Origin of the sequence: Paenibacillus mucilaginosus 3016 (assembly GCF_000250655.1) — a bacterium.
Classification (GTDB): domain Bacteria; phylum Bacillota; class Bacilli; order Paenibacillales; family NBRC-103111; genus Paenibacillus_G; species Paenibacillus_G mucilaginosus.
Window position 1 is genome coordinate 2,743,305 of sequence record NC_016935.1, and the last position, 25,498, is coordinate 2,768,802.

Sequence of the window (25,498 nt, forward strand, 5' to 3'; positions counted from 1 at the left end):
TATCAGGCAGGCTAGGATAAGAACACGCTGCAGCCCGGACAGATCCTGTCCGGGTTCCGGCATGCAGAGGGGGATGACCGGATGTGGAAGATCGCGATTATTGATGATGACCGGAATGTGCTGGAAGGGATGAAGAGAGCCATCCCCTGGGAGGAGCTCGATTCCGAGTGGGCGGGGGAAGCCCTGAACGGCGAGGAAGGGCTTCACATGATCCACTCCCACGACCCGGATATCGTCATTACCGATATCTATATGCCGGTCATGAACGGGCTCGAGATGATCGAGAAGCTGCGGGAGCGGGATTTTCACGGCAAGGTCATTATTCTGAGCGGGTATTCCGACTTCGAGTACGCCCGGCAGGCGCTGCGGCTGAACGTCAGCGATTATTTGTCGAAGCCGGTCAGCATCCCGACGCTGAAGACCATTCTGGCCAAAGTCATCGAGGAGCTGAAGGAGGAAGAGCAGCGGAGCCGGCAGGAGGAGCTGGAGCAGAAGCTGGCGGTCTATGAGCCCTTCATCCAGAAGGAATGGGTGAAGTCCGCCGCCGCCGGCACGCTCGACAGCTTCTATCACCAGGAGGGGATGCTTCCGCCGGCGTACCGCTTCTGGACGGAGCGGGAGCATGTGGTTGTCGGGATCGACGTCGTCCGCGACTTCCGCGCGAGCGAGGTCTCGCTCACCGACTGGAACCTGTTCCGCTTTGCGATCAGCAATATCGCTTGTGAGATCGCGCGGGATCTGTTCGCCGCGTTTGAGTATACGGACCTGCACAGCACCCGCTCGGCGCTGGTTATTCATCCGCAGATGGGGGAGGGGGCGGAGCAGGTGCAGCAGCGCCTTGAGAGCCTCGGCACACGGCTGATCGACTGCGTCAGCAGCTATCTCAAGCTCGTGATCCGCGTGGGAGTCGGGACCGTCAAGGCGCATTGGCCCGACATTCCCGACTCGACGGAGGAAGCCTTCCGGGCCATCGACCTGCGGGAAGAACGGATGGCGCCGGGATATGAGCTGTATGGCAGCGGCGGAGCCGGGAAGAGCGGCGTGCTGCCGGTGCAGATGCGGCCGGTGAAGTTCTACCTGGAGCTGGCCGGGGCGATCAAGAGCTCCCAGCTCCAGCAGGCACATGGGATCGTGGACGAATATATGCGTCAGCTGGAGGAACGGGGAGACCTCACCCCCGGCGATCTGCAGATGCTGGCGGGCGAGCTGTGGGGCATTTTTGCATATACCCTGTACGAGACCGGCCAAGTGCTCGACGACCTGTTCGCGGGCGGGCAGATCGCCAAGGAGAAGGCCGGACTTACGAAGCCGGGGCAGCTGGCCGGGTGGCTCAAAGAAAAAATCTCCGTGATCTGCTCGAGCCGGGAGCTGAAGGGCAGCGGAAAACACCGCAAGGCGGTCGAATTCATGGTAGGCTATATTCATGAGCATTATGCCGAGGATATCACGCTGGGAGAGCTGGCGGACAAGCTGCTCATCTCGCGGAACTACCTGGCGATCATCTTCAAGAATGTGACCGGCGAAGCCTTCAACTCCTATCTGGCGCGTGTCCGGATCGAGAAGGCGAGGGAGCTGCTTCTGGAGAGAAACATGCTCGTGTACGAAGTGGCGGAGAAGGTCGGATACAAGAACGTGCCGTATTTCAGCACGCTCTTCAAGAAGTTCACCGGCATGAATCCGACGGAATTGGTCAAGTAAGCAAGCGGCGGTACCATAACCATGGAGAGGTTGGGATGAAGATGGCAGAGCATGAACTTCCGAAGACAATGAAGGCGGCGGTCATGCACCGCACGCGGTCGATCGTGATCGAAGAGGTGCCCCTTCCGGAGATCGGACCGCACGAGGTGCTGGTCAAAGTCATGGCCGTCGGCATTTGCGGCTCCGATCTGCACTATTATTCGCACGGCCGGATCGGCCCGTATGTCATGGAGGGGCCCTTCATCCTCGGGCATGAATGCGCCGGCGACGTTGCGGCGGTGGGGTCTGCGGTCAGCCGGTTTGCGGCTGGGGACCGGGTGGCCGTCGAGCCGGGCGTCACCTGCGGACGCTGCGAAGCCTGCAAGGCGGGCCGCTACAACCTGTGTCCGGGCGTCGAATTCCTGGCGACGCCTCCTTATGACGGGGCTTTCGTGCAGTATATCAAAATCCGCGAGGACTTCCTCTTCCCGATCCCGGACAGCCTCTCTTACGAAGAGGCCGCACTGGTGGAGCCGTTCTCGGTCGGCATCCATGCGGCGGCCCGTACGGGGCTCCAGCCGGGCTCGACCATCGCGATCATGGGCATGGGGCCGGTCGGTCTCATGGCTGTGGCGGCGGCCAAAGCTTACGGGGCGGCGCAGATTATCGTGACCGACCTGGAGCCGCTGCGCCTGGACGCGGCGAAGCGGCTCGGCGCCACCCATGCCGTCAACATCCGCGAGCAGGATCCGCTCCAAGCGGTCAAGGAGATCACGGGCGGCCGGGGCGTCGATGTCGCCTGGGAGACGGCCGGCAACCCGAAGGCGCTGCAGTCCGCGCTGGGGTCGCTCCGCCGGGGCGGGAAGCTCGCCATTGTCGGACTCCCCGCGCAGGATGAGATCCCGCTCAACGTGCCGTTTATTGCGGACAACGAAGTCGATATCTACGGGATCTTCCGCTATGCGAATACGTACCCGAAGGGGATCCGCTTCTTGTCTTCGGGCATCGTCGATGCGAAGAGCCTGATCACGGACCGCTTCGCGCTGGAGCAGACGCAGGAAGCGATGGAACGGGCGCTGAACCACAAGAGCGAGTGCCTGAAGGTGATCGTGTATCCGAACGGTCTGCTGCAGGGCGAATGATTTTTTGCTGTTCATATGATGAGGGAAGCCGCCGGTACACAATGCGCATCCGCGGCTTCCCGCCCGATCCTATTGCGGTCCTGACGCAGAATCGCCCTCCGGCTGCCTTCCCGGCAAGTCTGAGGGCGATCTTTTTATTCTACTCCGGTCTACATCACGGAGGTGTCCGCCTGCTTGTTCACGGTGGAGGACTTCACCCGGCATAGACGCTCCGAGAATGCGTGCCCCCATACGCAGACCACGATGAGCACGACGGCAGCCAGAACGGATAGAAGCAGCGGCGACAGCATACCGGCGAAAGGGAAAAGCAGCAGGAGAACGAGAAACCCGCTGAGATAAGGAGAAGGAACCGCGCCGACGACATTGTGCATGAAGAGGGCGCTGCCTAACAGGAACAGCCCCGGCCCGCCAAGCATCACAGCCGCAGCTACGGGGTCGGTATGGCCTGTCGGATGCGCAAGAAGCAGTTCAGCGGCAACGGCGGTTACGATGATGCCTGTCACGAGCAGCAGATGGGTATAAGTATAGGCGGACCGGGCCACCCTCCCCGGGTCGGAGGAGTGCGCGATATAATGATGTCCGGTCTTGGCGGCCGCATCAAAGTAAATCCACCACAAGGCAGCCGTGATCAGGAAGGCGCATGCGAAGGCGGCCATCGTGAGAGTAGTCCACGCCAAACCGGAGAACGTCGCACCTGTCAATAAGATGGATTCTCCTAGTGCAATAATGATAAAGAGGCCGCATCGCTCCGCCATATGAGATCCCTCCACATCCCAGACGGCGGTGGGCGTCCGGCCGAGACGCGGCACCCAGAAGCCGAGGGAAGGGGCGGCATATTCAATCAGGAGTGCTGCAATCCATAAAGCCAGCCTGGAAGTATCCTCGGCGGCGCCTCCGGCGATCCAGAAGATCCCCGACAAGCTCAGCCAGAGTAGAATGCGGATAAAATTGATCCGGAGCTCCTTCTGGCCCCTGCGGAACATCCAGACCGTGAAGGCGGTCCGTCCGACCTGAAAGAGCGTATACGCGGCCGCGAAGTAAAGTCCCGAGGCCCCGAAGGCTTCGGGAATGGAGGCCGACATGACGAGACCGAGCAGCATCAGGGCGAGGAGCATGAGACGAACCGGCAGCGTCTCCGGGTTCAGCCAGTTGATCACCCAGGCCGTGAAGATCCACACCCACCATACGGCCATCGAGAGAAGCACCAGCTGTATCAATCCGCCTATCGTTAAGTTGTCGAGGAGAGAATGGGAGAGCTGGGTGACTGCAAAGACAAACACCAGATCAAAGAATAATTCAATAAAGGATACTTTGCCGGAGTCGCTCTGACCTCTGGTGCGAAACAAACCGGCTTGCGAAGGCAGTTTTTTCATCGGTCCCTCCTTATGGGAATGAAATTCAGCTGCCCTCCATCATAGCATGTTAACCGTTCAGTGAGTATCTGGTATGTAAAAAAGCCAAACGAAGCTCTGCGGCCCCCCTCGGCAACATTTACCGATACTCGGCGGGTGCGTACCGCTATATACTCGGTATAGAGGTGGTTAGTACCGTGTTTATTTCTCCCATGCTGCTCGAGACGGCGAAGCATCCGTTCTCGAACGAGCATTATCTGTTTGAACCGAAAATCGACGGTCACCGTCTGGTGTTATCCCGCCAAGGCGGTCAGACCCGTCTCTATACGCGTCATCACAATGACTGCACGTTCCAGTATCCGGAGCTGAACCCGATCGCCTTGGACGATGTCATCCTCGACGGGGAGGTCGCGGCGACAGACGCTTCCGGCGCCATCGACTTCGAAGCCGTAATGGAACGCTTCGCCCTGCGCAGGGCGGACAAAGTGCGCCGGGCCGCCGCCGAACGGCCGGTCAACTACATAGTATTCGACGTGCTGCGCTATAACGGGGTGGACCTGAGGGGCCTGCCGCTGTACAGGCGCAAGGAGATTCTCGCCGGCATCGACTTCGGCAATCCGTATATGGCGAAGGTGCCGGTTGTTCCGAAGGAGGGCGAGCGGCTCTTCGAACAGATCGCGGCACGGCAGCTGGAAGGCATCGTCGCCAAACGGATGGATTCCGTCTATGTCGGCCACCGGTCGGAGGCCTGGCTCAAGATCATCAACTGGCAGTACGCGGAGGTGTATCTGACCGGATACAAGAAGGAAGGATTCGGGTGGCTGGCCGCCTCAGCGGGGCCGGGAGGGATCCTGAAGCCCGCCGGCTTGATCGAGCTTGGCATTACGCCGAAGCACAGAACAGCGTTCAACGGTGTACGGGACCAGCTTCAGACCGGGGAGGACGGGGAGTTCGTCTATCTGGAGCCGAAGCTGAAGGCGAAGGTGAAGATGCGCAATTGGACCCGGGCCGGACTTCTCCGTTCCCCGGTGTTCATGGAATTCTGCAGGTAAGGGCATGCGGCAAGACGCGAGCCCTGCCCCCGCTTCCTGGTGGATGGGAAGAAAGAACCGGCATTGGAGGGTTACAGGAAGACTCCCGTCCGCTAAGATGGATGAACACGCCGTGCGGAAGCACCGATTCCGTACTTGAACTTCCATCCGATCCTTCCATCTTCTATAAAAGGGGGCTTTCCTAATTCCAAGCATCCAGAACGCAGCCGCCGGACTCATGTCCGCTTTGATGGCATGCACGGCGGGGGCCGTCATGCTGGTACAGGCAGCCGATGCGGCGGGGATGACCCGGGAGCACCTGCTGTCCTGGATTCTGATCGTCTATCTGACGGGCGGGGCTCTGAATCTCGCTCTTTCCTTGAAGTATAAGCTCCCCTTTGCCGGCGCGCATTCGATTACGGCGGCCGCCTTCTTGAGTTCTGTCGTAGCGGGGTATCCGCCTGGGGAATTGGCAGGGAGTTTCATGATGGCCGGCGCCCTGATTGCCGTCCTCGGGGTTACGGGGCTGTTCGCCCGGATCATGGAAGCCATTCCCCGGTCGCTCATCGACGCCATGCTGGCGGGACTGGTGCTTCCCTATGTCCTGAAGGTGGTCCCTTCGGTAACCGGGCTTCCCCTGGCCGGCGGCTTGGCTCTGCTGGGCTACTTCCTCGCCCCACGGGTTGTAAAGAACCTGCCTCCGTTCATCGGAGCCTTGGGGCTCGGTCTGGCCGGACTGCTGCTGGGGCATTCTCTGCCGGCCGCTGCACCTGCGGATTCCCTGTCCTGGCCGGAGGTAAGCCTGCCCGTGTTTACCTGGAGCGGCCTGCTGGCCGTTGCCATTCCGGTGGCCTTCCTCGTGCTGGGCAATGATATCGCCGTCGCGCTGGCCGCGCTCCGGAAGAACGGATACCAGGCTCCCGTAAACCGGGTCATTCTGGTGTCGGGACTCGGCACGCTGTTCGTCGGGTTCCTCGGAGGTCATGCGGTGAGCATCGGGGGGATGATGACCTCCCTATGCAGCGGACGTGATGCCGGTGCCCCGCAGTCGCGTTACAAAGCGGCTGTGATCTGCAGTGTGCTCGTCGCTTTCTTCGGACTCTTCGCCTGGTTAGCCGTAGGCCTCATCGAGCGGCTGCCGCCTGCGTTCGTCTCCCTGATGACCGGGCTTTCCCTTGCCGGGATTCTGCTGAACAGTATCCGCTCAGCGTTATCCCAGTCCGCTTACCGGCTGTCGTCGCTCCTCGCCTTCGCAGTCGCCGCCTCCGGCGTAACCTGGGCCGGCATCTCCTCACCCGTATGGGCCTTGATCATAGGCCTCGGAGTCTCCAGAGCCCTGCAGGAAGGAAGGGCCGGCCGTACAACACAGCAAAGCCGCGGGGCATGAGCCCGCGGCTTTGCTGTGTTGTCAGAAAGGATAACCCACTCTAGCTCGTTACTGTCATCCCATATGTTTGATAAACACGCATCATCCCGATAAGGACGGCAAAGGCGCGTATCGTGGCTTGCCGACATCAGAACAAATCTTTATTTTTCTTATAAAAGATCCATCCGGCCAGAAACATGACGATCATCAGCAGATGCACGGCGATGAGCATAAACCAGGTGCCAAAAGGCGTATACATGTGAATTTCAACCTCCGCTGTCCGTATTGACCTGCTCCACTGCACTATATCAGGAAGCCGAACGGAAGTAACCATCCACTGGGGCGCCGGTTGAACCGTCCAAATTCAAAAGTTGTTCACAGGTATGAGGGAGAAGAACGAATCAGAGGAAAGGGGTTGACAATCACCCCACTTGTAACTATTATAGTTACATGTAACAAAGTTGATTACAAATACAGCAGAGAGAAGGGTTCTATATGAGAATCGGAATTATCGGAGCAGCCGGCAAAGCGGGAGCGGCGATTGCCAGGGAAGCGGTGAGCCGCGGACACGAAGTGACGGCCATCGTAAGAAATGCGTCCAAGGCACAGGGCTTGCAGGCAGCGATCGTGGAGAAAGATATATTCGACCTGACGGCAGGCGATCTACAGGGCTTCGACGTTGTCGTGAATGCTTTCGGTGCCGCACCCGGACAGGAGCACCAGCACGTGGAAGCGGGCCGAGTTCTGATCGAAGCGATCAAAGGAGCTCCCGGCACCCGCCTGATCGTGGTCGGGGGAGCAGGCAGCCTCTATGTCGATGAAGCGAAGACAACCCGGCTGCTGGACACGCCGCAGTTCCCTAAGGAATACTTCGCAACGGCATCCAATCAAGGCAGGAATCTCGAGGACCTGCAGCAGGAGAAGGATCTTCCTTGGACGTTCGTCAGTCCGGCGGCTTTCTTCAACCCGGAAGGCAAGCGTACGGGAGCTTACCGCAAGGGCAAGGACCACTTTATGGTCAATGATAAAGGAGACAGCTATGTAAGCTATGCCGATTATGCGGTCGCGATTCTGGATGAGACGGAGAATCCCCAGCATATTCAGGAGAGGTTTACCGTTGTTTCGGAAGCGGAATAACCTGAAGTTCAGGCCATCCTATAGAGGATGGCTTTCTTTGTTTTAACCGTTTTGCCACAGGATTATGACAGAATGATGATGGTTTGCGGATGAATCGCAATTTCGGGACGATAATGTGATAAGATAGAGGAACAAAGAGAGCAGGGAGGGCGTGTTTGATTCATGCGCACGTTAAAAGGAAATCAAATCGGTGCGGGCTATGACCTCGCGGCCATTCCGTTCACGAAGGTTCTGTTCGATACCATCAAAATCGGCATCATCAAATCCAATCTCATCGCCATGTTCGCGGGGCTCAGTATGGCGCTGCTTGTTCTGGATATTACATTCTTCGATAAGATCATAGAAATTATGCTGGCCTTCGTCGGTTCCACGCTCGTGATCGGCTCGGCCGGCGCGTTCAACAATCTCTATGACAGGGATATCGACATCATCATGGAGCGCACCAAACAGCGGCCTACCGTAACGGGCCGGATCGGTACCGGCACCGGGCTCGCGATCGGGATCGGCATGGCGGCAGCCGGGATGGTCATCTTATATCTCGCAACTCCGCTGGCCGCACTCTTCGGCTTTCTTGGTCTGTTCCTGTATGTGGTCCCTTATACCATGTGGACGAAGCGGCGCACGATCTACAACACCGAGGTGGGCAGTCTCTCCGGGGCTATGCCGCCGCTGATCGGGTGGGCTGCAATTACGCCCGATATGATGCACTGGGGGATCGCCGCACTGTTCGTGCTGATGCTTGTGTGGCAGATGCCGCACTTCTATGCCATTGCGATCCGCCGGACGGAAGAGTACCGCGCGGCTAACATTCCGATGCTGCCGGTGGTCAAAGGCCTGCGCCGGACCTACCTGCAGACGAACGTTTATCTCGCGGCGCTGCTGGTGTCCAGCTTCCTGTTCTGGCCGTTCAGCCCGTTCATTGCGGTCACGGCCGCGGTGCTCAGCCTGAGCTGGTTCCTCCTCAGCATCATCGGCTACCGGCGCATGCAGCCGGGCGGCTGGGCCAAAGCGATGTTCATCTTCTCGCTGAATCACATTACGATCCTGCTGTCGATCATTATCGGCTATTCGCTGATCAAGCCGCTCTTCTAAGAGATATAGAGCCCCATATGGGACAACCTCGATATGTGTTCTAAAATACCGCCGGTCTCGGCGGTGTTTTTTTATAGATTTACAATAATTTAGGAAAATAATGGGACTGAATGTGCTATATTGAATTAGATTGGAAATATATTCTATAATTGGAGGTTGGTGTGTTGAGGAAAAAGGCTGTGCTTCTGATCTTATGCGCCGCAGCTGCATGGAGCACTTCCAGTTCCGCGTTAGCATCAGGCTACGCAGAAGTGACGAAACGACATAGTGGAACCTATTGCTTGCCAATGGCCTATTATGATGGTGCTCTTGGCAAAGGATTCATCCCTCTGATAAGAAAACAGTTCTACGGCTCAGGAACTTCTGCTTCTTCCGTTTGCTATTATAGAGGATGGGTTGAATAAATGATTTTCGAGACCCCGACCGCCGGATAAGGTTGGGGTTCTTTCTATATGTGAGAACCAGGATATGAACTAAAATGCAAATATAGCAATGATTTGGTATAATATGGTATGGGGGTAGAGGAGGGAAGCATGATGAACATCAAATCCTTGATTCAATGGCTGGTCTTCATGGTCTATATCGGCTTCATCAGCAAGTACGGCCTTTCCTTATACCTGATTCTCATCCTTAGCGCTGTCCCGGTACTGATTAACTTCCTGCTGTCCAAGGCCAGCTCCAGGTTCCGCATGCTGAACAAGCGGTTCGCCCGTCCAGTCATGATCGGAGCCGCCGCCGCGGGCTCCCTCTTGATATTAACCCTGATAAGAGCCATCTAGTGAGTTGATAACTAGACAATGACCAACCGAAGCAGCGAACACCTGAGTCCATACGGAGCTGAGCCGAGATATGTTTTTGGCAGAAGAAAAAGCTTCCTGAGCGGTTCAGGTGTCTTCGGCGTTCCCTTGGCTGCGGAACTCGCTGGGGGCGATCCCCGTCCACCGCTTGAACTGCCGGCTGAAGTGGGCATTGGTTTTGTACCCGAGCATCATGGCGATATGATCGATGGATAAGTCCGTCTGCAGCAGCAATCGCCGGGCTTCGTTCAGGAACGTGTCGGACATGAACCTGCGCGGGGCCTTCCCGTACACCTGGTGAAAGATGCGGTTGACCTGCGAAGGGCTCAAGCCCAGCGATTTGGCGATGTCCTGGATCCAGGTCCGCTCGCTCCCCTGCATCGGCCCATGAAGCAGAAGGTATCTAACCGAATCTTCGATCTGTTCGGCGATCCGGCGGGCCAGCATTTCTTTGCGGGACAAGGCTATGGCGTCGGTCTGGGACAGCTGGTCGACCAAAGCGCCGAGCAGCTCGAAGACGGCGGCATGGACCTTCATCTGCCCGGACGCGGGCAGCGGGCTCTTCATATGCTCGATCGCCAGGCGGTACAGCGCCGATAAGGCAGGGGTCAGTCCCTGGACCAAGGAAGAGGCCGCGGGATAATAGCTGTCCTTGTACCGGTTGAGCTCCCGGGACAAGGTCGTATCTTGTAAGCTGAAATGAACGGAGAAGTAGGCAAAGCCCTCCGGGCCGGCACTTTTGCAGAAATGCGTCATTCCCGGGCGGATGAACAGCAGGTCACCCCGGGACTGGGGGTAGGTTTGTCCGTTGATCACCATCTCCATATCCCCGTCGACCATCCAGTGGATCTCATACATGGGATGCTCGTGGGATGGGTAAGTCCATCCGGCCTCGGCTCTGCGTGCATGAAGGCCCATCAGCTGAAAGGACATGCGGACATCGGGAAGGCGGCCCAGGTAGACCGCTGCGGAAGCTTCGGACACGGCGAATACCCTCCTTGGTTGGGAGCTGCGAATAGTTCTGATTCGATTATAGCCTCATCCGGCAGGAAAAGGAATGCGTGAAAAGGGTAAGTGCGGTAAGAGATTAGCGCATCGTCAATGCTCACGGGATGGTGGTATGGTAGGAGTATCAAACCATCGAAATGGGGGACGACCGACAATGAGAGTGATTCGGTTTCGGGATGGAGGGCAGGTGAAGCTTGCGGCTGTGACGGATGAGGAAAGGGCCTATCTGCTGCCGCAGGAGGATGTGATGGCCCTGATTCATGAGGCCGGGGAGCGGGGCCTGACACCGCTCCGTCTTGTTGAAAGCGCTGTAAAGCCGGAGAACGAGCTGCCCGAAGCCTGGACTGCGCTGGAACTGCTGACCCCCTTGGACGCGCCGGAGGTATGGGCCGCCGGGGTGACTTACCAGCGCAGCCGGGAAGCACGGAACTATGAGGCGACGGGTGGCCGGCTGGATGCGCAGACGTTCTATGACAAGGTCTATGACGCGGTGAGACCCGAGATTTTCTTCAAATCGACGGCCGCCCGCACCGTGGGCCCCAACCAGCCGGTGACGCTGCGCCGTGATTCCTCGTGGCAGATCCCTGAGCCGGAGCTTGGTCTGGTGCTGGCGAGGGACGGGTCCATCGTAGGCTATACGGCGGGCAACGACATGAGCTGCCGCGATATCGAAGGGGAGAACCCGCTTTATCTGCCCCAGGCCAAAATATGGCGCCGTTCCTGCTCCCTTGGGCCGGCGGTCCGGCTGGCGGAGACGGTGGCGGACCCGTACGATCTGCGGATCGCCTGCCGGATCTACCGTGAAGACCGGCTGGTGGTGGAGGGGACGGCGAGCACAGGCCAATTGAACCGCAGATTGGATGAGCTGGTCTCCTTCCTGGCGGCCGACAACGAACTGTTTGACGGCACGGTGCTCTTGACGGGCACGTGCATCGTGCCGCCGGACGAATTTACGCTGGCACCGGGGGACCGCATCGAGATTTCCATCGACGGGATCGGGACGCTGGTGAATGGCGTCACGGCGAATTAGACATAGGGAGGAAGGATCCACATGACGGCTTTTCAAGGAGAACAAGTGTATCGCAATTATATCCAAGGCGAATGGACGGCGGCTTCGACCGGAAGAACGGTGCCCAGTCTCAATCCGGCGAACCGGCAGGAGGTCGTGGGCTATGTGCCGGACTCTGCGTCGGAGGATGTGGACCGTGCCGTCGCGGCCGCCCAGGCGGCTTCACGAGCGTGGCGCCGGCTGTCGGGGGCGGAGCGCGGCAGTGTACTGCACCGTGCGGCCAACGTGCTGGAGCGGCGGGCCGATGAGATCGCCGAGACGATGACGAGGGAGATGGGCAAGACGCTGGCGGAGGCCAAAGGAGAGACGCTGCGCGGCGTGGCCATCCTGCGCTATTACGCGGGAGAGGGGATGCGGAGCATCGGGGAGGTCATCCCTTCGACGGACAGCGAAGCGCTTCTGTTCACCACCCGTGTTCCTCTGGGCGTGGTGGGCGTGATCTCGCCCTGGAATTTCCCGGTGGCGATTCCCTTGTGGAAGACGGCACCGGCTCTGGTATACGGCAATACGGTGGTGCTGAAGCCGGCACAGGAAACGGCGGTGACGGCCGCCAAAGTGACGGAATGCTTCGCCGAGGCGGGGATTCCGGCGGGGGTTCTGAATCTGGTATGCGGCAGCGGCTCGGTGATCGGACCGGCGCTCGCGGAGCATCCGGGCGTGAACGGGATTACCTTCACAGGCTCCAACGCTGTCGGCAAGCAGGTCAGTAGAGCTGCACTAGCACGCGGAGCCAAATATCAGCTGGAGATGGGCGGCAAAAATCCGATCATTATCGCGGCGGATGCGAACCTGGATCTGGCAGTCGAGGCGACGATCAGCGGGGGGCTGAAATCCACCGGCCAAAAATGCACCGCTACGAGCCGGGTCATCATCGTCCGCGAGGTGTACGAGGCCTTCAAGGCCAAGCTGCTGTCCCAGATCGCGTCGATCCGGCTGGGCGACGGCATGTCGGCTGACAGCTGGATGGGGCCCTGCGCGAATGAAAGGCAGATGGATACCGTGCTGCAGTATATCCAACAAGGGCTGGACGAAGGCGCGGTGCTGCTGGCCGGAGGAGCAAGAGCGGACGGACCGGGGCTGTCGGAAGGATTCTATGTGCAGCCGACGGTATTTGACGGCGTCACGCCTCAGATGTCCATCGCCCGCGAGGAGATCTTCGGTCCGGTGCTGGCATTGATCACCGTGGACTCTCTTCAGGAAGCGATCGACACAGCCAATGACAGCGACTATGGCCTCAGTGCATCCATCTACACGCAGAACATCGGGTCCGTGCTGTCCTTCATCCGGGATATGGATGCCGGATTGGTCCGGGTGAATGCCGAAACGGCCGGCGTGGAGCTGCAGGCCCCGTTCGGCGGCATGAAGATGTCGAGCTCGCATTCCAGGGAGCAGGGGCAGGCGGCCATCGAGTTTTTTACATCCATCAAAACGGTGTTTGTCAAGCCGTAGGCCGGGAGGAAAGCACATGAGCGAGCGAATTACGTCGATTATGGGAAGCGACAATCCGGGGGATGCGGAGATCCAGACACATGCTCCCGGCGTGCAGGGGCGGCTGCCCTTAACCGATGAGCTGCTGCGCCATGCCCCGAGCGGAGACCTGTTCGGCCTGTCCCAGAACGTCGGGATGGGGTGGAAGCCGGGGCGGCTGAACGGCAGGCAGTTCTTGATCCTGAGCACGCAGGGCGGGCTTCGCGGGGAGGATGGCAGTCCCGTGGCGCTCGGCTATCATACGGGCCACTGGGAGGTAGGCCTATTGATGAAGGCGGCGGCCGAAGAAATCTCCTCGCAGGGCGGCATTCCGTTCGCCGGCTACGTCAGCGACCCCTGTGACGGCCGGTCGCAGGGGACGACGGGCATGTTCGACTCCCTCCCGTACCGCAACGATGCGGCGCTCGTGTTCCGCCGGCTGATTCGCTCGCTGCCCACACGCAGGGGCGTCATCGGCATTGCCACCTGCGACAAGGGCCTGCCGGCGATGCTGCTGGCGCTCGCCGGGATGCCGCAGCTCCCGGGCATCATCGTTCCCGGGGGCGTGACACTTCCGCCGACCGAAGGGGAAGACGCCGGCAAAATCCAGACGATCGGCGCCAGGTACTCGACCGGCGAGCTTACGCTGGAGGCGGCGGCCGAGCTCGGCTGCCGGGCCTGCGCCACACCCGGCGGAGGCTGCCAGTTCCTCGGCACGGCGGCTACGGCCCAGGTGGTTGCGGAAGCGATGGGCCTGACGGTGCCGCATGCCGCGCTCGCGCCCTCGGGACAGCCGATCTGGGAGGAGATGGCCCGCCAGTCATCCCGGGCCCTGATGGCTATGGAAGCCGATGGGCTGCGTATGGGCGACCTGTTGACGGATGCCGCGGTCCACAATGCGATGGCCGTTCATGCCGCGTTCGGCGGATCGACCAACCTGCTCCTTCATATCCCGGCCATTGCCCACGCTGCCGGGCTGCGGATGCCCACGGTGCAGGACTGGATCCGCATCAACCGGGATGTGCCGCGGCTGGTCAGCGTGCTTCCGAACGGGCCGGTGTTCCACCCGACGATCCGGGTATTTCTGGCCGGGGGCGTGCCGGAAGTGATGCTGCATCTCCGCCGGCTCGGGGTGCTGGAGGAGTCCGTGCGGACGGCAGCAGGCACAACGCTCGGCCAGGTGCTCGACTGGTGGGAGACGTCGGAGCGCCGGCACCGGCTGCGGGGGCAGCTGCTGGAGAAGGACGGGATCGACCCGGACAGCGTCATCATGAGCCCGGAACGGGCCCGGCAGCTCGGCATTACCTCCACGGTGACCTTTCCGACCGGGAATCTGGCTCCGGAAGGCTCGGTCATCAAGTCGACTTCGATCGATCCCTCCGTGCTGGATGCGGAAGGGGTGTACCGTCATAAGGGCCGGGCGAAGGTGTTCACGACCGAACGCGAAGCGATGCGCGCCATCAAGAGCGGCGGCATCCAAGCAGGCGATGTGCTGGTGCTGATCGGGCGGGGACCGTCGGGGACCGGCATGGAGGAGACGTACCAGCTGACGTCCGCGCTCAAGCATCTGTCCTTCGGCAAGCAGGTGGCACTGCTTACCGACGCCCGGTTCTCCGGCGTGTCGACCGGGGCCTGCATCGGGCATATCGGCCCGGAAGCGCTGGCCGGCGGGCCGATCGGCAAGCTCCGGGACGGGGACCTGATTGACATCGTCATTGACCGCAGCCGGCTGGAGGGCCGCATCCATTTTGTCGGGGAAGGGGAGCGGGAGGTCACGCCCGAAGAGGGAGCCGTTATCCTGGCGCGCCGGCCGCTTCACCCGGATATGCGCCCCGATGAAGCCCTCCCGGATGATACGAAGCTATGGGCCGCTCTGCAATCCGTCAGCGGAGGGACATGGAGCGGCAATGTGTATGATGTCGACCGGATTGTCACCGCTCTCGAAGCCGGCAAAAAAGCGCTCGGCTGGAGCTGAAGTAACCCGTGCAAAAACCCGGCGGCGGGGGAGTCCTCCTATGATTCGATACGAATACAGCGGCAGTCTTGGACAAGTCATGTCCCGGACTGCCGCTGTTTTGTGTGCCACGCGGCGGGCGATCCATATTCATCGAAGGAGTCTGAAACATAGCGATTGAGTCCGCTATCGGACCCAACTTGATGCCGGTGTCTTCTGCCGGAATCAAAGCTGACGTCAACGGGCAATACTAATGCTGATCCCGGAGCGCCTGCTCCGGTGCGGACTCGGTTGTTCCCCGGACGGACTGAACCCGTCTCGGCTCCATGCCAAAAAGGGAGAGGCTGCCGCAGCAGTCCCTCCCTGGTTCACCATCTTGGATATTAGGAAACGGTACGGTGTGCCACCTTTACCGCGCCTTTATCGCTCAGACCCAGGGTCCGGGCGGTGGAAGTATGAAGTTCCTGAACGAGATCCGGGTTCTTGACCAGGGATACCCCGTAAGAAGGGATCATTTCTTTGATCTTCGGCTCCCACGCTTTCAGCTGCTGAGGGAAGCACTTTTTGATCACTTCCAGCATGACGGAAACGGCTGTGGAAGCACCCGGAGAAGCGCCGAGCAATGCGGCGATCGAGCCGTCAGCCGCGTTAATGACTTCCGTACCGAATTGAAGCGTCCCTTTGCCGCCGGCCGCCGTGTCTTTGATGACCTGAACGCGCTGGCCCGCAACGACCAAATCCCAATCTTCGATTCGGGCATTCGGCACAAATTCACGCAGCTCTTCCATGCGCTGCTCTTTGGACAGCATGACCTGCTGAATCAGGTACTTGGTCAATGGCATGTTTTTGGCGCCGGCCGCGAGCATCGTGGTGAGATTGTGCGGTTTGACGGAAGTGATCAGATCGAGCATGGACCCGGTCTTCAGGAACTTGGGCGAGAAGCCCGCGAACGGTCCGAAGAGCAGGCTCTTCTTGTTGTCGATGAATCGCGTGTCCAGATGCGGAACCGACATAGGAGGAGCGCCGACTTTGGCTTTACCGTACACCTTGGCATGATGCTTCTCCACGATCTCCGGATTGTTACAAGACATGAACAAGCCGCTTACCGGGAATCCTCCAATGCTTTTGCCTTCAGGAATACCGGATTTCTGAAGCAGGTGCAGACTGCCCCCGCCGCCGCCGATGAAGACGAATTTGGCCGTATGGCGCTCTACGGTTCCCGTGTCTACATGGCGGACCTTCAATTCCCATGCGCCGTCGCCCGTACGCTTGATATCATCCACATGCTGCTTGTATTTGATATCTACGTTCTTCTTCTTCAAGTGGTCGAACAGAATACGAGTCAAAGCCCCAAAGTTGACATCCGTACCAGAGTCTACTTTGGTTGCTGCAATCGGTTCGTTCGATGTCCGGTCTTTCATCATCAGCGGCATCCACTCCGCCAGCTTGGACGGGTCATCGGAGAATTCCATTCCTTGGAACAGCGGATTGGCCGACATGGCTTCAAACCGTTTCTTCAAATACGCTACATCCTGTGCCCCATGAACAAAGCTCATGTGAGGCAGCGGCATGATAAATTCCTGCGGATTGCGGATGAGGCTGCTTTTTACCAGATAGGACCAGAACTGCATGGAAACCTGAAATTCTTCATTGACTTTAATCGCTTTGCTGATATCTATGGATCCATCCGGCTTCTCGGCAGTGTAGTTAAGCTCGCACAGAGCAGCATGACCTGTTCCTGCATTATTCCATTCGTTGGAGCTTTCCTCGCCCGCTTTGGGGAGCTTCTCAAGCACTGTGATGTTCCAGTCCGGAACTAATTCTTTCAGTAATGTGCCGAGGGTGGCACTCATAATTCCGGCACCAATTAAGATAACGTCTGTTCTAGTTTGTCTGTTGCTCATTTTAACCGTCCTTATCCCCTAAGAATTGCAGACCTATGAATTGCAGACTTATCAATGTCAGAAAGGATGGGAGGCGCTCCTGCTCAGGCACTGCAGCAAGCCGGGGCGCTGCAAGGTCCCACCGTTGTTCTTGTTCAATAATTAACCCTATCTAGTGTACCACTATTGTTAATAGATTAAAATAATTGTACATGTCCTTTTCTGGGTTTTTTTTCGTTTTTTCATGTGGTTGCGCTTCCATCCCGTATCTCTCTCACAGCGGATCTACCTTAGTTTACGCGGACCCAAGACAAGAAGTGCAGGAGGGGACAGGATGAAAATGGGTAAAAGTCCAACCGATTCGCGCACTCGTCAGACGGTGGATTCGGTGATATGCTGATGCTGCCGGTATCGGTTTCAGCATTTTGTGGGCTGAGGCACGCCGGAGTTAGGACGGACGAATCGACGGGGAGGAGCAAACATGAGCAGACCAGCAGTCTTCGGCATCATTGGAGGAGGGGGATTTCGGGCGCAGTATTTTTTGCGGATTGCGCAGGCGCTTCCGGATGAATTCCGAGTCGGGGGGATGGTGGTTCGGGACGAAAGCAAGGGGAGGGAGATGGAGCAGCAGTGGCGCGTTCCCACGTACCGGACGCTGGAGCAGCTTCTGGAGAGCGAGAGCCTGGACTTCGTGGTCGTATCCGTGAGCGCATCCGCCGGGTATGAGTATCTGCTCCAGCTGGCGGAGAGGGGAATTCCCGCATTGGCCGAAACGCCGCCGGCGCCGGACCTGGAAGGGCTCCATCTGCTGCACGAGAAGCTGACCTGCCGCGGGGCACGGGTCCAGGTGGCCGAGCAGTATCCGCTTCATCCGATGAACCAAGCCAGACTGGCGGTTATTGCGGAGGGCCGGCTCGGCAAGGTTACGGAGGCCACCGTTTCCATCTCGCACTTCTACCACGGGATCGGCCTGCTCCGGAAGTTGCTGGGCATCCGGTTTGAAGACGCTCACATCCGGGCGATGAGGTTCCAATCCGAGTGGGTGGCCGGACCTTCCCGCAGCGGGCCTCCGACGGAAGAACAGATCATCCCGTCCCAGCGCGACCTGGCCTGGCTGAATTTCGGCGGCAAGCTCGGCATCTACGATTTCACCAAGGACCAGCACCGGTCCTGGATCCGCTCGAATCATTTGTCGGTCAGAGGCGTCAGAGGAGAGATTTTCGATGACCGGCTTACGGTATTGGAGGACTTCCGGACCCCGCTTCATTTGAACTTCAAGCGCGTCAACAAAGGGGAATTGGAGAATCAGGAAGGGTACTTTCTGAAAGGGATTCTGGCGGGGGAACGGTGGGTGTATGAGAATCCGTTCGCGCCCGCGAGGCTGTATGACGATGAAATCGCGATCGCCGGCTGCCTGAGGAAAATGGCCGCTTACGCTTCCGGCGGGCCAAGCTTCTACAGCCTGCCCGAAGCTTCGCAGGACTGTTACCTCGGGATGCTGCTGGAGCAGGCGATCCATACAGGAACCGACGTGGTCTCCGAGCGTCAGCCCTGGGCCATGGAGGAAACCCGGTAAGAACCGCCGCGGCAAAGCCGCTCAGCCATATACCCCCACAACAACCGAACACCTGAATCCGCAAGGTGCTGACAACCTGTCTTTTGGACAGAGGGAAGCTCCTGTGCGGTCCAGGTGTTGTTTGCGTTTTCGCCATCCTTGACTTCCCCCCGGAAGCGCATCAGAATAAATAGAATACTAGAGAAATTCTGCCAGCAGCAGGGGCAGAAGAAGGGTGGCGGCGGAATGCTCCGAATCCGGTTCAAATATATCGCAGGCAACAAAAGAACAAAGCTCATCCTTGTGCTGGCTCTCTGCATTTCGCTCTGCATCGGCACCGTTGGGCTGTACTCCTATTCCCAGTACCGCAGGGCGCTGGATACGGAGCTCAATACCCCGAATGTGGAACTGCTGCAGATCAATCTCGATGTCAGCAACCGGGCGTTCCGGGAGGCGGACGGCAGGGCCGTGGATGTGTCCTTCCATGAAGCGGCGCTGGGTTTTATCTCTTCACAGTCTTCGGACAGGGAATCGAGGTCCGCTTCCCTGCAGGCTTATCTGCAGACGATGGCGGAGAAGCCCGATATCCATTCGATCGAGGTCCTGGCTCTGGAAGGGCGCTCCCGCGTATCAAGTCTGGGCGGATACCCATCCGGGTGGAGCGGGGGAGCGCCGTTGGAGGGTTGGATGGCGGAGTTGAACGACAAGCCTCTGCTTGTGAAGCGCAGAAGCGCCGGGGGTGTGCAGGGGGCGGGGACCACGGAGCTGCTTTCCCTGGTGAGGCCGGTCCGGCAGAACGGTCAGGTCACCGGGGCGGTCATCGTCAATCTGGATTATGACCGGCTGTTCTCCAAGCTGTATACCTCTTCGGCTAATTATCTGTATGTCTACAATCTGGACGGCGAGCTGATCTATCCGAAGCTGAACCTTCCCATCCCGCTCTCCGGGATGGAGGAAGTGACCGGAGGTCTGGATGTCCGGCCGTTCGCCTATGTGAGGGCGGAGGGGCAGGAGTATATGGCCAACCAGACTTTCTCCGATGTGACCGGCTGGAGGCTGATCTCGCTCGTGCCTGTAGAGAAGCTGCTGAAGAATGCCAAGCTCGCCCGCGACATGATGCTGCTGCTCTCCCTGCTGTCCATCGCGGTGGGCTGCGCAGCGGTGTATTCCTACAACTATGCGGCTTTCAGGCCGCTCAAGCGGATTCAAAGGCTGCTGCGTCCCCTGCAGAGAGACGCCGCCGCACAGGGAGATCTGTACGATCTGGAGCCGGTCATCGGCAAATTGGTGGAGGAGTGGCACCGCGAGTCGCTGGTCGCACGGCAGAGCCTGCCCGAGCTGAGGTCCAAGTTTCTGGAGGATCTCCTGGCCCGCAGCTTGGGCGCCCGGGAGGCGCAGGCCAAATGGGAGCAGTATTTCCAGGACTGGAAGCCGGGAGACCTGACGGTGTTCGTCGTATCCATCGACCGGTACGGGGAGTGGGCTTCCCGCTTTCCGGAGGAGGACCGCCGGCTGCTGAAGTATGCCTTAAACAACATTCTCCTCGAAGCGCTGGAGCCTGCCTGGAGAGCGGTGAGTATGGGCGATCCACCGGACGGAGCGGCCCTTCTGCTGCAGCCGAAGGACCCGGACAGGGCAGCACCGGAGCGGGAAGCGCTCTCGCGGGAGGCTGCACGGATCCGGGAGATGCTCTCGCAGTATTTGAGCCTGTCCGTGTCAGCCGGCATCGGGCCGGCGGTCCCGTCAGTCACGCAGGCGGCGCGTTCCCTGGCCGAGGCGAGGGAGGCGCTGTCCTACCGGCTCTATGCCGGGTACGGCAGCATCCATGCCCGCCCGTCGGCGGTGCTTCCGGCAGAGAAGGACGAGCCCTCCGGACGCGGGGATGCGGGGACGGTCGAATGGCTCAGCGCCTTGGCGGCGGGCGGCTCGGAGGCCTGCGCGGAGTGGGCCCGGAGCTGGACGGAGGCCTTCCGTACTGGCGGCGTCCGTCCCTCAAGCGTGTACCGCGAGGTGGACGCTTTGATGGAAGAGCTGCTGAGAACCGCGACAGCCCTCGGTGCGGTCCCTCCGGCCGAGCTGGCCGATTATACCCCGGGACAGGGGGCAACCCTGGAGCTTGGAGACGTGGCAGCTCTGCTGGAGCGCTGTTTGACGGCGATGGCCCGGGAGCTCGTCAGCCGGAGGCAGCGCAGAGAGTACCAGATCGTGCAGGCGATGAAGGATTATATGGAAGACCATTTGGACGGGAATATCGGGCTGCAGGAGATCGCGGACAGCGTGCAGATGAGCATCTCGTCCGTGAGCAGCATGTTCAAGGAGGAGACGGGAAGCACAATCTACGACTATTTGACTCACCTGCGCATAGGCAGGGCCTGCAGATTATTGGAAGAGACGCCGATGAAGATTGCGGAAATCGCCCAGCGGGTCGGCTACCAGAACGAGAACAGCTTCATCCGCGCGTTCCGTAAGGTCAAAACCGTTACGCCGGGCAGGTACAGGGAAGGCATCAAATCTTCCGGCGGATATGCAGATCGGCCGAATCCCCGTTCCTCCGGCATTTCGGAGGATTTGCCGTAAGATTGAACGATTGGCCGGAGGGACGGTATGCGTTACACTCCCGTTATGCTGTGGTTGAAGGTTAACCATCCATAACAAGGGGGCGATCGAACACATCCTACAATAGAAAAGAGGCATGAACGTGATGACAAGACGATGGAGCCGCCGGTGCGCCGGGGCCCTCCCGCTTCTGCTGCTGCTGACGGCCTGTACGGGAGAGTGGCTCCCGGCCAAGGGAACGGAGAGCCGGGAGACGGAGGCATTTCCCAGGAAATCGATCACCCTGATCGTTCCGTATGCCGCCGGAGGCGGGACGGACCTGACGGCCAGAGCACTGGCGAAGGCAGCGGAGAAGCACCTGCCCCAGCCGATCGCGGTGGTGAACCGGACAGGCGGCGGCGGCTCCATCGGGCTGATGGAAGGCGCGGGGGCCAAAGCGGACGGCTACACGGTCACGTACCTCGTGGCGGAGCTGACGACGCTTCCGCATCTGGGGCTGCTGCCGGTCACTTACGAGGACTTCAAGCCGATCGCGCAGACGAATCTGGACCCGTCCGCCATTACAGTGAGGGCGGAAGCGCCATGGACTACGGCGGCGGAGTTCCTGGACTTTGCGAAAGCGCATCCAGGCAAAGTGAAGATGGGCAACGCGGGTACGGGGAGCATCTGGCATCTGGCGGCGGCGACCCTGGAGAAAGGCACGGGGGTCAAGTTCAGCCATATTCCGTTCGAAGGTGCGGGACCCGCGGTATCCGCCCTGACGAGCGGCTTCGTCGATGCGGTCCCGGTGAGTCCGGCGGAAGTGAAGACCCAGGTAGAGCAGGGAACGCTCCGCACGCTCGCAGTGAATGCGGAGCAGCGGTCGGAGGCGCTTCCCGGCGTACCCACGCTGAAGGAGGCCACCGGCCTCAGTGTCCAGTTCACCGGCACGTGGAGAGGCTTGGCCGTGCCGAAGGATACGCCGGACGAGGTGACGGCGGTGCTGGCCGAAGCGTTCACGAAGGCGGCGGGAGAGGAAGACTTCCGGGTCTTCATGAAGGAGAATGGGCTCGGGCTGATGATCAGGGACGGCGAAGGCTTCCGCGGGCAGATGAAGGCCAGCCATGATGCCTTCGCCAGGCTGATTCCCGAGCTCGGATTAAGCCGGAAATAAAACCGGTGTAAGCGTTGTATAAGGGAAGGGTGTGCGAAGAGAGATGGCGATCAAGAAAACATTGGATCGAATCCCCGGCGGCATGATGCTCGTGCCGCTGTTCATCGGGGCGATCGTCCACACGTTCTGGCCCGATTCGGGCAAGTATTTCGGTTCGTTTACGAACGGTCTCATGACCGGCACGGTGCCGATCCTGGCCGTCTGGTTCTTCTGTATGGGAGCCGGCATTGACATCAGGGCCACGGGCACGGTGCTTCGCAAGTCCGGGACACTGGTGCTCACGAAGATCGCCGTCGCCTGGATCGTCGCGATCATTGCCGGACAATTCCTGCCGGAGGGCGGCATCCAGACCGGCTTCTTCGCCGGACTCTCGGTGCTTGCGCTGATCGCCGCAATGGACATGACCAACGGCGGATTGTACGCCTCGATCATGCAGCAGTACGGCACCAAGGAAGAGGCGGGCGCCTTCGTGCTCATGTCACTGGAATCCGGCCCGCTGGTCACCATGCTGATTCTGGGCACCACGGGGCTGGCGGCCTTCGAGCCGCACCACTTCGTCGGCGCGGTCCTGCCGTTCATGATCGGATTTATTCTGGGCAACCTCGACCACGACCTGCGGGAGTTTTTCGGCAAGGCGACTCATACGCTGATTCCCTTCTTCGGCTTCGCGCTGGGGAACTCGATCGACCTCGGCGTGATTCTGCAGACCGGCCTCCTGGGCATTCTGCTCGGCATAGCGGTGATCATTGTCACGGGAATCCCGCTCATCCTCGCGGACAAGTGGATCGGCGGCGGGAACGGCACGGCGGGCCTGGCCGCCTCCAGTACGGCAGGCGCGGCGGTAGCCAACCCGATGATTATCGCGAACATGAAGCCGGAATTCATGTCCGCGGCGCAGTCTGCAACCGCTTTAGTCGCCGCATGCGTCATCGTGACTTCCATTCTCGTTCCGATTCTGACCGCTTACTGGGCGGATTGGATGAAGAAGCGCAGGGGCAGCGTACCGGTGCAGGGCGTCGGTCCGGGGCAGGAGCGTACGGTGTAAGAGGCGCAGTAAAGATCACAGCCAGCCCCGAGCCCTCAGCCGGGACCGCTGCAGGAATAGATTGCGTCAGCAGAGAGAGGAGCCACGCCGTTTGCGGCGGGCTCCTTTTTCGTACGATCACGAAAAAGCGCTCATCGTCCTTACTAGTAGGGCTAAGGCTTTATCTCCTCTTGCAGGCAGCGGCGCGTCCGGGTTTCCCCTTATGCCAGTTTGGCTCCGAGCCGCTTCACCCGCTCGAGATATCCCGCCCGCTGCTGCGGCGTCGTAGATTTGATCGGCGTGATCTCGGTGATCCGCACCGGCTTGATCCCGCAGAAGTGAAGGATATTGCGCTTCATGACGTTATGCCCGGCGTGCCCGTAGATCCACCGGTTGTACCACGAAGGCGTATCCATCGTGACGATGAGTCGGGCGGTTTTGCCTGTGAGGAGCTTATCCCACAGCACGGAGTTCTCCCGGTACTTGAAGGCGAAGCCCGGCAGGAAGATCCGGTCGATGAAGCCCTTGAGCACCGCCGGCATCGCTCCCCACCAGGTGGGGTAGACGAACACGAGATGCTCGGCCCAGCGGATGAGCTCCTGGGCTTCTTTGAGCTCGGGCTCGAGCTCGGTTCTTTGGTTGTAGCCGTGCTTCAGCACGGGATTGAAGGCGATGCGGCTGAGATCGATCTCCCGCACCTCGGCCTTGCTGCCTGAGGCTCCCTCGATATAAGCCCTGGACAGGGCGGAGCAGAAGCTCTGCGGGTCGGAATGACCGGTAATCACAAGAATTTTCGTTGTCAATGCGGTTCTCCCCTTTGGTTCGGTGCGTTATACTCATCATAGGACGTTTGGAAGGATAGACCAATGATCTGAGGCGCAGCGCAACTGCTCATTCGCGCAAAAGGAGGGATGGACGTGAGCAGCCAGACCATGGCGATCTCCATGGTGTACCCGGTGATGAAGGCGATCGTCCACAAGGGGTTCGATACGGAGCCGTTCTGCCGCTATGCCTCTTTCGACTCCAGCCTGCTGAAGGATGTGGAAGCCCGCATCCCGGCGGAGGAGTTGGAGCGGCTGATGTACGCAGCCGTGGAGTATACCCAGGATGACCACTTCGGCCTGCACCAGGGCCAGCTGATGGATATGATGGATATGGGGATTCTGGGTTATGTGATGATGCACTCGGGGAAGGTGGCTGACGCTTTGTCCGCCTACCGTAGGTATAATATCATCCTGTGCAGCGGGTTTAACCTCGATTGGAAAGAAGAAGGGGAGAAGGTGCATCTCCGCTTGTTCTCCGAAGCCCCGAACGGCCGGATCTCCCGCCACTGCATGGAGGACATGGCGTCCTCGATCTATCATCTGATCGGCCGGCTGAGCCACCGGAAGGTGCCACTGGCCGGGGTGGAGTTCATGCATGAGGCGCCGGCCGATACGGCACCTTACCTGCCGGTCTTCGGGGTGGAGCCCCGGTTCGGCCGCGCGGAGACGGTGCTGCGGATGAGCCGCGAGGTGATGGATTACCCCATCCTGTATTCCGACCCGAAGCTGCGCGGGATGTTCGAAGCGATCGCCGAGGAGACGAGGAGCCGGCTGGCACCGGGGAAACTATTCTCCGACAGGGTGTACCATTGGATGATGAAATGCATGCCTGTTCAATTTCCAACGCTGCAGGAGACGGCGGAGTCGTTCGAGATGAGCGCGAGAACCCTCCAAAGCAAATTAAAAGAGGAGAATACGTCTTATAACGAGCTGTCGGCGGTGGTGCGCAAAGAGCTGGCGATAAGCTATCTCAAGCAGCCGGGCTATTCCGTCGGGGATATCGCGTATCTGCTGCATTTCTCAGAGCCGAGCGCCTTCCAGAATGCTTTCAAAAAATGGACGGGGGTTACGCCGGGCCAGTACCGGGCGAAGGGGACAGCTTCGTAAGAAGAAGCCTGCAAGTGCGGCGGAGCGCGGAAAATCCGTGTTAGCCGGTACGAATCAAGGTGCTGCCTCTTCGGAACACGGAAAATCCGTGTTAGCCTGGCCATTAACCATCGTGTGCGCGGGGTATTCCCAGCTGAGGCACATCACGAGCAGCTGAACGGTTTGCATGAATAAGACGATTTAGCGGCAGCTGGGGGTTGGAGACATCCCCCGGTCTGCCGCTTTTTTTGTGCTTTTCAGTATAGGATGCTTTCCCAGAAGCTTCCTTAAGGAGTGTGCCTATCGAAAGCGAGGAGATATTTTT

General features: G+C 59.5%; 19 protein-coding genes. 15 read left to right on the top strand and 4 right to left on the bottom strand.

Going from position 1 to position 25,498, the window contains the following annotated elements:
* The first annotated feature begins 81 nt into the window (after positions 1-81).
* Positions 82-1,698: a response regulator transcription factor gene (locus tag PM3016_RS11890; protein ID WP_013915809.1), complete on the top strand. Its 1,617-nt coding sequence runs from the start codon at positions 82-84 to the stop codon at positions 1,696-1,698.
* Positions 1,699-1,733: 35 nt separating this feature from the next.
* A complete protein-coding gene (locus PM3016_RS11895) occupies positions 1,734-2,819 on the top strand; it encodes an NAD(P)-dependent alcohol dehydrogenase (protein WP_014369636.1) in 1,086 nt (361 codons plus the stop codon).
* Between the two features lie 149 nt (positions 2,820-2,968).
* Here PM3016_RS11895 and PM3016_RS11900 read toward each other — a convergent pair whose 3' ends face one another.
* The gene (locus tag PM3016_RS11900; protein ID WP_014369637.1) at positions 2,969-4,192 is read right to left on the bottom strand and encodes a low temperature requirement protein A; all 1,224 of its coding nucleotides are present in this window, start codon (positions 4,190-4,192) and stop codon (positions 2,969-2,971) included.
* Between the two features lie 176 nt (positions 4,193-4,368).
* Between PM3016_RS11900 and PM3016_RS11905 the strand changes: the two genes are divergently transcribed.
* The 5 genes from PM3016_RS11905 to PM3016_RS11925 all read left to right on the top strand — a co-directional run bounded on the left by PM3016_RS11905 (position 4,369) and on the right by PM3016_RS11925 (position 9,576).
* The gene (locus tag PM3016_RS11905; RefSeq protein WP_014369638.1) at positions 4,369-5,223 is read left to right on the top strand and encodes an ATP-dependent DNA ligase; all 855 of its coding nucleotides are present in this window, start codon (positions 4,369-4,371) and stop codon (positions 5,221-5,223) included.
* A gap of 193 nt (positions 5,224-5,416) precedes the next feature.
* Positions 5,417-6,589 (top strand): benzoate/H(+) symporter BenE family transporter, encoded by a 1,173-nt coding sequence (locus PM3016_RS11910; protein WP_274380019.1) that lies wholly within the window; start codon positions 5,417-5,419, stop codon positions 6,587-6,589.
* Between the two features lie 474 nt (positions 6,590-7,063).
* Positions 7,064-7,705, top strand: coding sequence for an NAD(P)-dependent oxidoreductase (locus tag PM3016_RS11915; RefSeq protein WP_013915815.1), 642 nt, complete (start codon positions 7,064-7,066; stop codon positions 7,703-7,705).
* 162 nt (positions 7,706-7,867) lie between these two features.
* Positions 7,868-8,797: a heme o synthase gene (gene cyoE, locus PM3016_RS11920; RefSeq protein ID WP_013915816.1), complete on the top strand. Its 930-nt coding sequence runs from the start codon at positions 7,868-7,870 to the stop codon at positions 8,795-8,797.
* Positions 8,798-9,330: 533 nt separating this feature from the next.
* A complete protein-coding gene (locus PM3016_RS11925) occupies positions 9,331-9,576 on the top strand; it encodes a hypothetical protein (protein ID WP_014369641.1) in 246 nt (81 codons plus the stop codon).
* Between the two features lie 105 nt (positions 9,577-9,681).
* On the opposite strand, the gene PM3016_RS11930 is transcribed toward PM3016_RS11925, so the two are convergent.
* The gene (locus PM3016_RS11930) at positions 9,682-10,578 is read right to left on the bottom strand and encodes a helix-turn-helix domain-containing protein (RefSeq protein WP_014369642.1); all 897 of its coding nucleotides are present in this window, start codon (positions 10,576-10,578) and stop codon (positions 9,682-9,684) included.
* Positions 10,579-10,756: 178 nt separating this feature from the next.
* On the opposite strand from PM3016_RS11930, the gene PM3016_RS11935 reads away from it, so the two are divergent.
* Genes PM3016_RS11935 through PM3016_RS11945 form a run of 3 tightly spaced genes read left to right on the top strand, consistent with a single transcriptional unit; the run spans position 10,757 to position 15,113 of the window.
* Positions 10,757-11,632, top strand: a complete 876-nt coding sequence (locus PM3016_RS11935) for a fumarylacetoacetate hydrolase family protein (RefSeq protein WP_014369643.1) — start codon at positions 10,757-10,759, stop codon at positions 11,630-11,632.
* Between the two features lie 21 nt (positions 11,633-11,653).
* Positions 11,654-13,120, top strand: a complete 1,467-nt coding sequence (gene gucD, locus PM3016_RS11940; RefSeq protein ID WP_014369644.1) for an alpha-ketoglutaric semialdehyde dehydrogenase GucD — start codon at positions 11,654-11,656, stop codon at positions 13,118-13,120.
* Positions 13,121-13,136: 16 nt separating this feature from the next.
* Positions 13,137-15,113 carry a YjhG/YagF family D-xylonate dehydratase gene (locus tag PM3016_RS11945; protein WP_014369645.1) on the top strand — a complete coding sequence of 659 codons (1,977 nt, stop codon included), beginning with the start codon at positions 13,137-13,139 and terminating at the stop codon, positions 15,111-15,113.
* Positions 15,114-15,475: 362 nt separating this feature from the next.
* On the opposite strand, the gene PM3016_RS11950 is transcribed toward PM3016_RS11945, so the two are convergent.
* Positions 15,476-16,996, bottom strand: coding sequence for a malate:quinone oxidoreductase (locus PM3016_RS11950; RefSeq protein ID WP_014369646.1), 1,521 nt, complete (start codon positions 16,994-16,996; stop codon positions 15,476-15,478).
* 460 nt (positions 16,997-17,456) lie between these two features.
* On the opposite strand from PM3016_RS11950, the gene PM3016_RS11955 reads away from it, so the two are divergent.
* The 4 genes from PM3016_RS11955 (at position 17,457) to kdgT (ending at position 23,284) form a co-directional block, all read left to right on the top strand.
* Complete coding sequence (locus PM3016_RS11955) at positions 17,457-18,551, top strand: Gfo/Idh/MocA family protein (protein ID WP_014369647.1); 1,095 nt, start codon at positions 17,457-17,459, stop codon at positions 18,549-18,551.
* 225 nt (positions 18,552-18,776) lie between these two features.
* Positions 18,777-21,107, top strand: a complete 2,331-nt coding sequence (locus PM3016_RS11960) for a helix-turn-helix domain-containing protein (RefSeq protein ID WP_014369648.1) — start codon at positions 18,777-18,779, stop codon at positions 21,105-21,107.
* A 124-nt stretch (positions 21,108-21,231) separates the two neighbouring features.
* Complete coding sequence (locus tag PM3016_RS11965) at positions 21,232-22,239, top strand: tripartite tricarboxylate transporter substrate binding protein (protein WP_014369649.1); 1,008 nt, start codon at positions 21,232-21,234, stop codon at positions 22,237-22,239.
* Positions 22,240-22,282: 43 nt separating this feature from the next.
* Positions 22,283-23,284, top strand: a complete 1,002-nt coding sequence (gene kdgT / locus PM3016_RS11970) for a 2-keto-3-deoxygluconate transporter (RefSeq protein WP_013915826.1) — start codon at positions 22,283-22,285, stop codon at positions 23,282-23,284.
* Positions 23,285-23,484: 200 nt separating this feature from the next.
* Here the strand turns inward: kdgT and PM3016_RS11975 are convergent, their stop codons facing one another.
* Positions 23,485-24,066, bottom strand: a complete 582-nt coding sequence (locus tag PM3016_RS11975; protein WP_014369650.1) for an NAD(P)H-dependent oxidoreductase — start codon at positions 24,064-24,066, stop codon at positions 23,485-23,487.
* 108 nt (positions 24,067-24,174) lie between these two features.
* Between PM3016_RS11975 and PM3016_RS11980 the strand changes: the two genes are divergently transcribed.
* Positions 24,175-25,194: an AraC family transcriptional regulator gene (locus tag PM3016_RS11980; RefSeq protein ID WP_014650431.1), complete on the top strand. Its 1,020-nt coding sequence runs from the start codon at positions 24,175-24,177 to the stop codon at positions 25,192-25,194.
* Positions 25,195-25,498 lie beyond the last annotated feature (304 nt).